This window comes from Chitinophaga silvatica (genome assembly GCF_003419895.1).
Classification (GTDB): Bacteria; Bacteroidota; Bacteroidia; order Chitinophagales; family Chitinophagaceae; genus Chitinophaga; species Chitinophaga silvatica.
This window is the reverse complement of the sequence record NZ_QPMM01000012.1, coordinates 136,556-149,875: the sequence shown is the minus strand read 5'-3', so window position 1 is coordinate 149,875 and position 13,320 is coordinate 136,556. Positions and strand designations below refer to the sequence as shown.

13 protein-coding genes and 1 tRNA gene are annotated in these 13,320 nt (G+C 38.3%); 8 read left to right on the top strand and 6 right to left on the bottom strand.

What is annotated here, in order from left to right; genetic code table 11:
• Nucleotides 1-77 precede the first annotated feature (77 nt).
• Together DVR12_RS21735 and pyrF are read left to right on the top strand one after the other, a co-directional pair.
• Nucleotides 78-707 carry an FMN-binding negative transcriptional regulator gene (locus DVR12_RS21735; RefSeq protein ID WP_116977910.1) on the top strand — a complete coding sequence of 210 codons (630 nt, stop codon included), beginning with the start codon at nucleotides 78-80 and terminating at the stop codon, nucleotides 705-707.
• Between the two features lie 203 nt (nucleotides 708-910).
• On the top strand, nucleotides 911-1,735 hold the full coding sequence (pyrF, locus tag DVR12_RS21730) for an orotidine-5'-phosphate decarboxylase (RefSeq protein ID WP_116977909.1): 825 nt from the start codon (nucleotides 911-913) through the stop codon (nucleotides 1,733-1,735).
• Between the two features lie 199 nt (nucleotides 1,736-1,934).
• Here the strand turns inward: pyrF and DVR12_RS21725 are convergent, their stop codons facing one another.
• On the bottom strand, nucleotides 1,935-2,363 hold the full coding sequence (locus DVR12_RS21725) for a YciI family protein (protein ID WP_116977908.1): 429 nt from the start codon (nucleotides 2,361-2,363) through the stop codon (nucleotides 1,935-1,937).
• A 119-nt stretch (nucleotides 2,364-2,482) separates the two neighbouring features.
• On the opposite strand from DVR12_RS21725, the gene DVR12_RS21720 reads away from it, so the two are divergent.
• On the top strand, nucleotides 2,483-3,661 hold the full coding sequence (locus tag DVR12_RS21720; RefSeq protein WP_116977907.1) for an acyl-CoA dehydrogenase family protein: 1,179 nt from the start codon (nucleotides 2,483-2,485) through the stop codon (nucleotides 3,659-3,661).
• Nucleotides 3,662-3,683: 22 nt separating this feature from the next.
• Nucleotides 3,684-4,697: an FAD:protein FMN transferase gene (locus DVR12_RS21715; RefSeq protein WP_116977906.1), complete on the top strand. Its 1,014-nt coding sequence runs from the start codon at nucleotides 3,684-3,686 to the stop codon at nucleotides 4,695-4,697.
• A gap of 59 nt (nucleotides 4,698-4,756) precedes the next feature.
• Here the strand turns inward: DVR12_RS21715 and DVR12_RS21710 are convergent, their stop codons facing one another.
• The 3 genes from DVR12_RS21710 to DVR12_RS21700 form a co-directional block, all read right to left on the bottom strand.
• Nucleotides 4,757-5,380 carry an outer membrane beta-barrel protein gene (locus tag DVR12_RS21710; RefSeq protein ID WP_116977905.1) on the bottom strand — a complete coding sequence of 208 codons (624 nt, stop codon included), beginning with the start codon at nucleotides 5,378-5,380 and terminating at the stop codon, nucleotides 4,757-4,759.
• 30 nt (nucleotides 5,381-5,410) lie between these two features.
• Nucleotides 5,411-6,052, bottom strand: coding sequence for a DUF4136 domain-containing protein (locus tag DVR12_RS21705; RefSeq protein WP_116977904.1), 642 nt, complete (start codon nucleotides 6,050-6,052; stop codon nucleotides 5,411-5,413).
• Between the two features lie 295 nt (nucleotides 6,053-6,347).
• Complete coding sequence (locus DVR12_RS21700) at nucleotides 6,348-7,640, bottom strand: DUF2130 domain-containing protein (RefSeq protein ID WP_116977903.1); 1,293 nt, start codon at nucleotides 7,638-7,640, stop codon at nucleotides 6,348-6,350.
• Nucleotides 7,641-7,909: 269 nt separating this feature from the next.
• Between DVR12_RS21700 and DVR12_RS21695 the strand changes: the two genes are divergently transcribed.
• Both DVR12_RS21695 and DVR12_RS21690 read left to right on the top strand, forming a co-directional pair.
• Nucleotides 7,910-8,380, top strand: coding sequence for a hypothetical protein (locus tag DVR12_RS21695; RefSeq protein ID WP_116977902.1), 471 nt, complete (start codon nucleotides 7,910-7,912; stop codon nucleotides 8,378-8,380).
• Between the two features lie 5 nt (nucleotides 8,381-8,385).
• The gene (locus DVR12_RS21690; RefSeq protein WP_147323511.1) at nucleotides 8,386-8,868 is read left to right on the top strand and encodes a hypothetical protein; all 483 of its coding nucleotides are present in this window, start codon (nucleotides 8,386-8,388) and stop codon (nucleotides 8,866-8,868) included.
• A 1,692-nt stretch (nucleotides 8,869-10,560) separates the two neighbouring features.
• Here the strand turns inward: DVR12_RS21690 and DVR12_RS21685 are convergent.
• Together DVR12_RS21685 and DVR12_RS21680 are read right to left on the bottom strand one after the other, a co-directional pair.
• Nucleotides 10,561-10,644: transfer RNA gene (locus DVR12_RS21685), tRNA-Leu, on the bottom strand.
• A 58-nt stretch (nucleotides 10,645-10,702) separates the two neighbouring features.
• Nucleotides 10,703-11,851: a sensor histidine kinase gene (locus tag DVR12_RS21680; RefSeq protein ID WP_116977900.1), complete on the bottom strand. Its 1,149-nt coding sequence runs from the start codon at nucleotides 11,849-11,851 to the stop codon at nucleotides 10,703-10,705.
• Nucleotides 11,852-11,969: 118 nt separating this feature from the next.
• Here DVR12_RS21680 and DVR12_RS21675 point away from each other — a divergent pair, with 118 nt between their 5' ends.
• Both DVR12_RS21675 and DVR12_RS21670 read left to right on the top strand, forming a co-directional pair.
• The gene (locus DVR12_RS21675) at nucleotides 11,970-12,992 is read left to right on the top strand and encodes a glycosyltransferase family 2 protein (RefSeq protein ID WP_116977899.1); all 1,023 of its coding nucleotides are present in this window, start codon (nucleotides 11,970-11,972) and stop codon (nucleotides 12,990-12,992) included.
• A 67-nt stretch (nucleotides 12,993-13,059) separates the two neighbouring features.
• Nucleotides 13,060-13,260, top strand: coding sequence for a hypothetical protein (locus DVR12_RS21670; RefSeq protein WP_116977898.1), 201 nt, complete (start codon nucleotides 13,060-13,062; stop codon nucleotides 13,258-13,260).
• Nucleotides 13,261-13,320: the final 60 nt, after the last annotated feature.

Here is a 13,320-nt window from a genome sequence, read left to right as displayed (position 1 = left end):
ACAATAGGAGGCCAGCTTAGGAGTTGGCCTCCTATTTCTCCTGTAACCAACTTACTTCATAATTAACCCAAATCCCTATGTATATTCCAAAATTTGCACAAGAAACTGATTGGCAGGTTATTTCCAATTTTATTAGGGAGAATGGATTTGGTATCCTGATTAATACCGATGAATCAGGAGTACCGCATGCTACCCATTTACCAATGACATTGAAAGAAAAAACACCTGGTAAATTTGTATTGGAAGGGCATATTGCAAAAGTGAATCCTCAATGGAATTATTTTAGCCGGGCAAAGGCACTGGCGATTTTTTCGGGTGCGCATTCTTATATTTCTTCCTCCTGGTACGAAAAATCTAAAATTCCTACCTGGAATTATATGGCGGTTCATATACATGGAGCTATAAGAATTTTGGAAGATGAGGAAGTAATTAATGGTTTAAGGACACTGATGGAAAAATATGAAGCGGCATCAGAAAAGCCTGTGCATATTACAGATATAGATGATAAAACTTTACAGAATAATGTAAAAGCGATAGTAGGCTTTGAAATTGAAGTAGAGGAAGTAAATGCCACGTATAAACTTAGTCAGAATAAAAATACCACTGATTATAATAGTGTTATATCACACTTAAAGAAATCGGGAGATGAGAATGCATTAAAAGTTGCGGCAGAAATGGAAGCAAGAAAAACTGACAAGCAACAATAAATTATTTTTTAGGATTGATGCTCCCAATAATAAAATGAAATATCTTTAATTATATCCTCATAATAAAGAGTCAAAAATTGCTGAAAATAGCAGCTGGCATTAGATATATAAAGATCGAATATTAATTACAGGTAATCATAATATGTTTAAAGTAGCGTCAATGCTTAAGTTTTGCTTAACTTTGCGCCCCAAATTAACCGACTATGAATCGACAGGAACTGGTGAATCTTATTAAGGAAAAACAGTCATATCTGTGTGTAGGTTTAGATACAGATATACAGAAGATTCCAAAGCACCTGCTTTCACACGCCGACCCGGTATTTGCTTTTAACAAAGCAATCATTGATGCCACAAAAGATCTTTGTGTTGCATATAAGATCAATACTGCATTTTATGAATGCATGGGAATAAGAGGCTGGGAAAGTTTACAACGAACAGTTGAATATATCCCTTCCGGTATTTTCACAATTGCGGACGCAAAGAGAGGAGATATTGGCAATACTTCTACACAGTATGCCAAAACGTTTTTTGAAACGTATAAATTCGACTCTGTAACTGTTGCACCTTATATGGGTAAAGACAGTGTTGAGCCTTTTCTGCAATTCCCGGAAAAATGGGCAATTATGTTAGGGCTGACATCAAACGAAGGAAGTAAGGACTTTCAACTGCTTGAAACCGGAAATGAATTTCTTTTCGAAAAGGTATTGAAAGCCGGTGTACAATGGGGTACTCCTGAAAATATGATGTTTGTTGTTGGTGCAACACAATCTTCACAGTTAGGGCATATACGTAAACTTGTACCTGATCATTTCTTCCTGGTTCCAGGAGTAGGTGCTCAGGGTGGCAGCCTTGAAGATATTTCAACACAGGCTATGAATAAGGATTGTGGCTTACTGGTGAATGCCAGCAGAGCTATAATCTATGCCGGCAACGGAGAAGATTTTGCTATTGATGCACGAAATGTAGCATTAACATATCAACAGGAAATGGCTATCTATTTGCGTAAGATGGCTACGGCTGTAGTATAGCTCGCGTAGCTCGCTTGTTTCTCGCAGAGAGGCATAAGAAGCAAAGAGGCATAAGGATTGAAGCGAATATTTTTAAGGACTACTGATAAATTCCTGTTAATGATTGGAACTTATCAGCAATTCTTAAAAATATTCGCTTCAATCCTTATGCCTCTTTGCTTCTTATGCCTCTCTGCGAGAAACAAGCGAGCAACGCGAGCTACTGCCCTATACCATTGGTTAACCAGGGTTTGATTTCAAAAGTTAATTTACCCATAATAACAGCAGGATCCTTACTTACAAGTGAAATAACTTCTGTACTATCCTTACAGTCCATAATAAAAATCCCTCTTAATTCTCCATCATCCGTGAAAGGTCCGGCAACTACTAATTTGCCAACTTTCACCAGTTGTTCAATGTTTCTGATATGCGCCTGTTGTAAACTATCCGATCGTCCGTTTTGGTATGCAGGTCCTTTTTTGAAAAATACCATCCAGTATTGTTTTAATCTGAGGGTAGGAGAAATAGAACTGAAAGTGCCGGAGCCTATGCTTGAAGCTATTGATTTGATTGGGGTAGTGTGAAAAGTAAACATAACAATTATTACAAATCCCAATAGCATCAAGGCAGGAATTATTTTACTTGCCATTGCTCTCGAATTTTGGTAGGGGGAAGTTACGTAAAAGTTTAATCATCCAAATTGATCATCTCGTTAATTATGGTGCATATTCGCTAATTTCTTATATTGAGTACTAAACCCGAAATTCCATGCAACAAGATCTGTTTCAATCACCTGATTATTTCGCTGTAGATGATTTATTAAACGAAGAACACCTGATGGTACGCAATTCCGTACGTCAATGGGTTAAAAAAGAAATCTCCCCAATTATTGAAGATTATTGTCAACGTGCTGCATTCCCGTCACATATTTTGAAAGGGCTGGGCGAACTGGGATGTTTTGGTCCTACTATTCCGGCTGAGTATGGCGGTGGAGGAATGGATCATATTGCTTATGGATTAATGATGCAGGAATTGGAAAGGGGAGATAGTGGAATTCGTTCAACCGCTTCCGTTCAGGGATCATTGGTAATGTTTCCAATTTATTCGTTTGGTAGTGAAGCACAGAAGAAAAAATATTTGCCTAAGCTGGCAACAGGAGAAATGATGGGGTGCTTTGGACTTACTGAGCCCGATCATGGTTCTAATCCGGCTGGGATGATCACCCATTTTAAAGATGCAGGTGATCATGTAATTCTCAACGGGGCCAAGATGTGGATCTCTAATGCCCCTTTTGCAGATATTGCCGTTGTTTGGGCAAAGGATGAGGAAGGAATAATAAGAGGATTGATTGTAGAAAGAGGAATGGAAGGTTTCACTACACCGGAAACTAAAGGTAAATGGAGCCTTCGGGCCAGTGCAACCGGAGAATTAGTATTTGATAACGTTAAGGTGCCTAAAGAAAATATATTACCACTTGCGAAAGGATTGAAGGGGCCGTTGAGCTGCCTGTCTTCTGCCCGCTATGGCATAGCCTGGGGAGTGATTGGAGCGGCAATGGATTGTTACGATACAGCATTGCGGTATTCCAAGGAAAGAATACAATTCGATCGTCCGATTGGTGGTTTTCAGCTTACCCAGAAGAAATTAGCTGAAATGATTACTGAAATAACTAAGGCACAATTATTAAATTGGCGCCTTGGAGTGCTGAAAAATGAAGGAAAAGCGACTCCTGCTCAAATATCTATGGCCAAAAGAAATTCCTGTGAAATAGCAGCTAATATTGCAAGAAATGCCAGAACAATATTAGGAGGTATGGGAATCACAGGTGAATTTCCGGTTATGCGCCACATGATGAATCTGGAAAGTGTGATGACCTATGAAGGTACACATGAAATACATCTGTTAATAACGGGTATGGATGTAACCGGATTGGATGCATTTAAATAAATTGGTTTAACGACGTTAGTGAATGAAAAAAATACTCTTAAGTGGCTTACTATTATTGAGCCTGACAACTTATGCACAGCAACCTAAAAGTAAGTTGATGGCTTATGAAGGGAAAGCACAAGGCACTTATTATATTATCAAATATTTATCTGCCGATACTACAAATATTCAACATTCCATTGATTCAATTTTCAATGTAATAGACGAATCTTTATCGCTCTACCTTCCGGGTTCTGCTATTAACCGCTTCAATAATAGCGGTGAAATAGAAATGGATGAGCATATGAAAATAGTAGTAGAAAAAGCCTTATTTGCCAACAGAGCAACGAAAGGGTTGTTTGATATTACAGTAGAACCGTTAGTGTATTTATGGGGATTTGGTGTTCATAAGCCAACGTTTAAGGGAATACCACCAAAAGATAGTATCAATTATGCTTTGGCGCATACAGGTTCCCGTTATCTTAAAATAACGGGCAATAAACTGGTTACAACTAAGAAGAATGTGAGGATCGATTGTAATGGCATTGCGCAGGGGTATACTGTTGATGTATTAGGTCGTTATCTTGGCCAACTGGGAATAGAAAATTATTTGGTTGATGTAGGGGGAGAATTATGTGCTAAGGGTTATAATGTACAGCACAAAACCTGGAGTATAGGAATTGAAAGGCCCTCACCTGGCGATACTACCTACGAGCCGATACAGGGTTTAGTAAGGCTGCCAGACAAGGGTATTGCTACCAGTGGAAATTACCGCAGGTTTTTCGACCAGGGCAAAACCAGATTCGCTCATACCATCAATCCTCAGACTGGTATAGCATTACATAACAATATTATCAGCGTTACAGTAATCGCTGCAGATTGTTTTACAGCCGATGCATTTGATAATCCCTTAATCCTGATGGGGGTGAAGAAAGGAATTCAGTTTGTAGAACAACATCCTGAATATGGGTTGGCAGCAATGTATATTTATAAGGATGGAGATGGATTGATTAAAGAAGCTTTTAGCAATAACTTTAAACAATATATGGAAGAATAAGAAAGGCCGGCACCGATTAAGCGGATGCCGACCTTTGTTTTTTATAGAATACGGAGAAATTAATTAAGGTGAAGCTTTAATCCTATGTTTCCCTGTATCGTATTAAAGCTGGTAATATCTCCCACATTGTATGGTGCATAATTGTATCTGACATTTGCATTAAACATTAATGGAGAGGCTTTCCCAAAAGGTACGTTGATCCCAACTTCAGGGCTCAATAAAAAGCGCCAGCTATTATCTTCTTCAACAAATTCTCCCCAGTATTTTTCATATTTCATCTGAGCTGTACCGATGCCTACCATGGCATATGGAATAACGGGTTTGTCTTGTTTAAGAAACGAATAGCTAACAGTGGCCTGAATTGGAACTACCTGCAGGGTACGTGTTTGTACAGCTGATATATCACCCTGTTGGGGATCATGATAAACGGCCCTGGGAATGCGTTCATAAAAATCCTGGTATCCGGAACGTACACCTACTGCCCATTGATCATTTAGCATATATTGAATACCTGCTCCCCAACCACGGAAACTGGTTTTATTCGTATAGTCTTTTAAGGAGCCGAGCGGTTGTGTAATTGAGTAGTTTGCATCCACGGATAATGGTGGTCGAAACTGTGCAGATACCGCCTTGGTGGCAAAACAACCTGCGAATATTAACATCCAGATTCTAATCTTTTTCATCTTCCTGTCATTTAAAAGTTCGAACAAAAATTATTTCTTGAGGTAAGGCGATTGATCAAATGAGGCCTGAACCATGCTATCGATATTATCGATATTCCACACGCCTGTACCACGCCAGAGTGAATTCCAGATGGCTGTGATTTGCTGTTTGTTACTGGTGGCATTTTTCAGATCAAATAAGTCTATGGCTACCTGACGTTCATTCACGCGGTATACGGTATAGTATGGAGGCCAGTACCATCCGCCGCCAGGAAATCCCCAGTATCCAGGATCCCAATAGCCCCAGCCACCCCACCAACCTGGGTTCCAGGAAACGGAAGAATAGGAATTATCTATACGTGTAAGGTTTATCGCCAGATCGGGTTTGGCAGATTTATTAACCAATGTATAACCTCTTCCCTGCATGGCAGCAGATACGGAAGCAATCAGCTTCTTGTCGTAATCTGTAAGCGCCTTTACAGCACTGTCGCTTCTATTGGAAAGTACTACAACCGAATCTACAATGCTAAAGGTGGAATAAGAGGAAAAATTGGCAGCCTTATCGTGGTTCGTTATGTAAATCCTGGACTCTTCATTGCTCATATTATCTAATGGGTCCTTACGGCAACTGCTAAACGAAACCATCGTTACCACAACGGCAACGGCACTGAGTAAAAACAATGTTCTTTTCATATCCTATCGTATTAATTAAAAATTATAGTTACGACCTCAAAGGTTGGTGATCATGAACTCAAAAAAGATTGGGTTCCTTACAAATGTTTTGGTGAATTTTTATTACTTCTTTAACGTATTAGATAGGTGATTGTTACATTAAGTTTACCATAGTAGTGTTAATGAAATCTTAAAGTAGTATAGCGTACGGAGTTACAGTTATTAACAAACAAATTTTATAAAACATACGTTAATCGGGTCATAAATGGACTAATAATATGCATGCGTAGCCAGACTAATCCGGCTACGCATGAGTCTAGTCTAAGAGTTCGTCTGCGGCATCTTCCAATAGTTGCAGATCTACCGAATCGTTGCCGGCAATCCCTTCAATAGAGCCTTTGATGTGAGCGGTATTGAGCAATACTTTTTCCAGTTGTTTTTCGCGGGCTTTCCAAAGTTTTTCCATAGCATCGCGTTCGCGTTGAATAGATAATTTCATTGCCATAAAACCTTCTCTGATGGCTTTCCATTGCTCTGCAAACTCGCCGCTGGTCAGGTATTCATAGAGCATATGCATTTTATCTCCTTTGTTTTCCTGGCTGCGTAGCTTGGTTGAAATTTTAATGATTCCATCGCGCAATACATAAGCTAGGGATTTTACTTCAGCAAAGGTGCAGATCCACACGCCTTCTTTCTCACCAAATCTTTCCATATCCCTCGGCATGGTTTGGGTAACGAGGATAGCTACATCGATGCCCTGTGCACGCATATCAGCTTTTAGTTTTTCTACCCAGTCTTTGGTAAATTCCTTGGTGCGTTTACTTTCGTAGATGATTTTCCCACAATCCTGGCCATACTGATTTCTGATATGTTGAACACAGTCGGCACCTTTAATGCCTTTACCAACGGGGATTACTTCATCGAAAGGAAAGTGGCTGCGGAGTATTTCCTCGAGGATTAATTCCTGGGCTTCGCCTTGCAGTTGCATGGAGCCTTGTTCGGCTTTGCGTTTCATTTCTTCAGCTAACTTGCGCTGATCTTCGAGTTGTTTTTCCAGTTCACGCAGGCGCAACTGATGTTCAGTGTCTTTAATCCGGTTGCGTTCTCCTTCTTCCAGCCTGATTTTCTCGCTTAATTCTTCTCTTGCTTGCAGCACTTGTTTTTGAACGGAAATTTCAAGTTCCTGTTCTTTATCTTTCAGGGCCTGTTCTTTTCTGAGGAACTCTAATTCCTGTTGTCTGGCGTCTTTGAGTTTATTGGCTTGTTCCAGGTTTGTTTCCTGGAGAATGGCGATCTGGCTATTTAGATCGGCAGCAATGGATTTCCGGAGTTCTTCTTCCATTGTTTCGCGCATTTGTTTCTTTTCAGATTGAAGGCGCTTTGTTACTTCTTCCTCCTGATGCAGACGTTGGGCATCTAACTGGAGGCGTTCCTGTTGTATACGATTCTTTTCAGAAAGTAAGGTGTCTTTTTCTTCCTGTAAGGTTTTTAGTCTCTTTTTCCATTCACCCTCCATTTTGGAGCGCATGTCTTTTTCAATATCGGCGGCAAATGCATCCTCCATGACAAACTGGTGTCTGCAACCCGGACAGGTAATTGATGTACCCATAATGTATATTAATGTGGTGTAAAGATAAGGTTTTGGATGAGGTAATAAAAAAGGAAGCACCAGGCTTCCTCTTCATAGGTGGATACAAACAATAGTATTTGGGGGTTCTGCGACAATACTAAGGTGCAGGTAAATTGTTAGAGCAGCATTAAGAGAAGATTAGATAATTGTTAAATGATTCGTTCATTCTCAAGAAAAAAATGAATGAGGAAGTAAAGAGCGGTTGAATTATTTTTGTAATCGTTAGTTAACCCACAAAAATTGTGAATATGATAATTGAGAATGATAACAAAATGTTGCTTGATTTTTGGTTTGAAGAATTTATTACTGGTAACACTATCCGAAGTTTAACCAGGTCTAAATTAGAAGAGATAAGAGATCGGATTTATCATTATGAGCGGATAGAATCGGCGTTGGAGGAGGAGCGGGCGTTTATGGATTGTTTAAACAGCCATAAGTACTTTGTTCAAAAAATGATATTTGATTTTATTTGTTTATTGGTTGATGAAAAGCTCGACATTGAGTTAGGTTTTTGTACCAGGCATGTAGATGTTGAGGTTTGGATAATAACCATTGATGATGCTGATGAAGTTGTTGATCAGTTGATCAGATTGGAAACTCAAGCCGCTAAAAAGTATTATGGCTTGGATTGCCATTTTTCGTCGATGTATTTTGAAGAGAGGGACAATATCAGATTTCCCAAGGATTTTATCATATTCGGTTCAAATATTCAAAATTGATGTTTATGCCAGAATACAGTGATCATATACATCAGTCAAGGAAGAACCTGAAGTTTTTAGAGTTTGTAAACAACCGTACAAATCAGTATTATGATTGGGAAGTAACAACCTGTTATTATGTCGCTGTACACTTAGTTAACGCACATCTGTCATTACATGAATTACAAATTAGAACGCATTATGATGTGATGACAATCCTGAACCAGCCTGAAGTTGAAGCATCTATTCCTGGTCACGTTTTATTTGCTTACAAAAAGTTACAACGCTTATCTCGTAGAAGCAGATATCTTGTAAATGAACGAAATGCAAATAGTACTTCTTCAATTGCATATTGTATTCATAGTAGTCACTTAAAGAAAGCATTAGAGTACCTCCATACCCTTATTGCTTTTTTTAAAGAACGATATGGAGAGAGATTTGAGAAAATCAGAATCAATTGTTCTGATGTCGATATCTCCACATTATGCTATTGTGAGCAGATGGATTAGAGGCAGGATATGGAGGCAGCCAGGCAATAAATCAGTACTCCTGAAAAACTTCAGGTCTCAAAGTACAGATACCAATGAGTAATTTTTTTCTAATGTTCATATAGTGAAATTTAGGGTTAAGCATTAAGACCTGTATTCTTACAAGTCTTCTATTTTAGTTTAAGAAAAATGGCTTTCTTCTTCAGGTTAGGAAGAAGAACCAATGGACAAATTTAAACAAGACCTGTATTCTTGCAGGACTTTCATTTGAAAAATAAATGAAGGCTTACTTCTTAGTTAATAGGAAGATTATAAAGATTAATCATTGAGATAAAAATTAAGGACTAGTATTCCCCATTTTTTTATTTAAAGGATATAAACAAGAGTTGTATTCCTGTGCGGCCTTTCCTTTGAATAATGAATAAAGATTTTCTTCTTAGTTAATAGGAAGAACCAATAGGTGGATATAAATAAGAGTTGTATTCCTGTGGGAACTTTCCTTTGAATAAAGATTTTCTTCTTAGTTACTAAGAAGAGCCAATGGATGAATTTAAACAAGACCTGTATTCCTGCAGGTCTTTTATTAGAACAATGAATAAAGATTTTCTTATTTAATTGAAAAGAAGAGTTTTCGAGTTAAACATTTGGATGAATGTAAACAAGACCTGTATTCCTGCAGGTCTTTTATTAGAACAATGAATAAAGATTTTCTTTCTTAATTGAAAAGAAGAATTTTCGAGTTAAACATTTGGATGAATTTAAACAAGACCTGTATTCCTGCAGGTCTTTTATTAGAACAATGAATAAAGATTTTCTTTCTTAATTGAAGTGAAGAGTTTTCGAGTTAAACATTTGGATGAATTTAAACAAGACCTGTATTCCTGCAGGTCTTTTATTAGAACAATGAATAAAGATTTTCTTTCTTAATTGAAGTGAAGAGTTTTCGAGTTAAACATTTGGATGAATTTAAACAAGACCTGTATTCCTGCAGGTCTTTTATTAGAACAATGAATAAAGATTTTCTTTCTTAATTGAAGTGAAGAGTTTTCGAGTTAAACATTTGGATGAATTTAAACAAGACCTGTATTCCTGCAGGTCTTTTATTAGAACAATGAATAAAGATTTTCTTATTTAATTGAAGAGAAGAATTTTCGAGTTAAACATTTGGATGAATGCAAACAAGACCTGTATTCCTGCAGGTCTTTTATTTGGACAATGAATAAATATTTTCTTTCTTAATTGAAAGGAAGAATTTTTGAGTTAAACATTTGGATCAATTTAAACAAGACCTGTATTCTTGCAGGTCTTTTATTTGAACAATAAATAAAGATTTTATTCTTTAATTGAAAGGAAGAATTATAGAGTAAAACATTTACCTAAATGTAAGAAAGGCCTGTATTGCCGGTCTTTCTAACTTTCCAGTACTTTAATAATATCGTCGTTTAACTTTTCGATGAAAATTTTTTGTCGACGGTATAGTTATTACAGAACGATTCGGATCTGTATATTAAAACACATTCCTATTTAGGAGAGTTTGATCAGAAATTATTAATGAAATTGAAAATTAATTGCTCGGTTATCCTTTAAACATATTGTGAGCAAGGGGGAATATAAAGAGGTAGAAGTATTAACTAAATCAAATTTTAAATATCTAAAAAAAATTATCCTGTATATAAACAAAAAAGACTTGCAGTATTGCAAGTCTTTCTGTTGTGCGAAGAAGGAGATTCGAACTCCCAAGCCCTTTCAGGCACTACCACCTCAAAGTAGCGCGTCTACCAATTTCGCCATCTTCGCATCTGGTAGAATGGGGTGCAAAAATAAGCGCTTTTTTAAAATAAGCAAATTTATTTATCTATTTTCTTAACAAAATCCGAAAAACAGTGCCTTTATTAAGCTCAGACGACTTTACATATAAGCGCCCGCGATGATATTCTTCGATAATTCGCCGGGCCAGGGATAATCCTAATCCCCATCCTCTTTTTTTCGTACTGAACCCTGGTTTAAATACTTTTTCGAAGTTCATTTTCGGAATTCCTTTCCCGGTATCCGCTATATCTATTGTCACATAAGTAGGGTGATTCTCGATACTTACCTCTATTTTTCCCTTCCCTTCCATTGCATCCAGCGCATTCTTGAGAAGATTTTCAACCACCCAGTCGAACAACGGTGGGGATATCATTGCTGTAAGCTCTTCTTCCTTGCAAGTAGAGGTTATAGTAACCTTTTGAGGGGCTCTTTTACGTATATAAGCCACCATATTATTGACCTGGGCCACTATATCCACTTCTTCCAGTTGAGGTACACTACCAATTTTTGAAAAACGTTCTGTAATCAGCTTTAGTCGGTCTACATCCTTGGAAAGTTCACTTACTATTGTTGCATTAGACTCATTGTCTTTCAGTATCTCCAACCAGGCCTCCATTGACGATAAAGGAGTTCCCAGCTGGTGTGCCGTTTCTTTTGCCAAGCCTACCCATACCTGGTTTTGAGTAGCCCTGTTGGTGCTCGACAAGGCAAATAATACCAACCCAATAAACAGGGCTACCACTATTAACTGGATGTAAGGATAATACCTGATCTGACGCAGGATCAGTGAATCACCATAATAAATATAGTTGTAGAGATTTTGCCGGGCATCTACCTCCATTATAAAGGGGGGATGCTGCTTTTTGAAGGTCTTAAGCTGCTCTTCCAGATAATGAGGTTCCCGTGCTATACGGGTACTATCCAGATTTCTGCTATCAAGTATTTTGCCTGCTTCATCTGTCAGAATAAGTGGAATGGTTGTATTGTTGGTAACAATATCCACCGCCAGATTTAGGTTGACATCTGAATCTGTTTGTAACAGCTCCCGGTTTGCCTCCACCCAGGTGGCCACCTTCTTCCTCTCTTCCTCCTGAATCTTCCTGGATAGATTACTGACAAACCATATAGTTGTGCCAATGATTAGTACGGCAATCGTTGCCAATACAAATCTCCATCCGATATACTGTTTAAACATACATGTAATATAAGCGATATTATGCTTTTCTGATTCTGTAATAGTTGCATAATATTAACATCCTTTGTTGCATATTTGCATCTCTAATTGAATTGTTCACGCATAAACGTAATTTCAGTTGCCCGTATTGCCATCAGTAGCAGTTGTTATCTTAAATTGGAATGGAAAATCCTTCCTGGAAAAGTTTCTGCCTTCTGTATGCGGATCTACCTATCCCAACTTGCAGATAGTATTGGCAGACAATGCCTCAACAGACGACAGCGTAGCTTTTGTAGAACAACATTACCCCCAGATCAGGATTGTCAGAAATCCAACCAACGATGGTTTTGCAGGTGGGTATAACGATGCCCTTCAACACGTGGAGGCAGATACTTATGTGCTGCTCAATCAGGACGTGGAAGTAGAACCCGGATGGATAGAACCTGTAATAAGCCTAATGCAGCAAGACCCAAAGATTGTGGCTTGTCAACCTAAACTCAGGGCTTACAAACAACGGGATGAATTTGAATATGCTGGTGCTGCCGGCGGCTGGATGGATATTTTAGGATATACCTTCTGCCGGGGAAGAATATTGTACACTGTTGAAAAAGATCATGGGCAATATGATGATGTACAGGATATCTTCTGGGCTACCGGTGCTGCCTTATTTATTAAATCTTCCGGTTTCCATGAAGTAGGCGGATTCGATAGCAACTTCTTTGCTCATATGGAGGAAGTTGACCTCTGCTGGCGCCTTAAAAGAGCCGGATACCGTATCTGTTACTGCCCGGATTCTGTAGTATACCACGTTGGAGGAGGGAGTTTGCCGCAAGGAAATCCCCGCAAACTTTACCTGAATTTCAGGAATAACCTGATGATGCTCTGGAAAAATCTGCATAGCGAAGACCGGTGGATTGTATTGGTACAGCGTTTCTTTCTCGATATTTTAGCCGGAGTTAAAAGCCTGGTGGCCGGGAAACCTAAAGATACAGCAGCTATTTACAGGGCGTATAAAGACTATTACCGCTGGCGTAAAACCTATGTACGAAATGATCATTTGCCGGAAGTGAAATTGATGAAAATGACCGGAGTATTCCATGGAATTATGATCTGGCGCTATTATTTCCTTCGACATAAATATTTTTCATCCTTAAACAATTGAAATCAAGGCATGAAAAATTCTAAAATTTCAAAATATTGTGTAGGTTTGCACCGGAAATAAACTGATTATGGAACAGAATACAGTAGAAAATACTAAAGATATCACCTTAGATAAGGTTTCCCGCTCTCGCTGGATGTTTTATGTGCAATTGTTTTGTATCGTAACTTTCATGTTAGGTGGTTGCTATAATCTTTACAAACACAGATATCAAGGCAAACCTGACGTAAAAGTACCAGAAAGCACACTGTATAATCCTAAATACAAGTAAGTTTTTACTCAACATAATTATCCAGCCTCCTCCGGTTTACCGGCAGGAGGTTTTTTATTT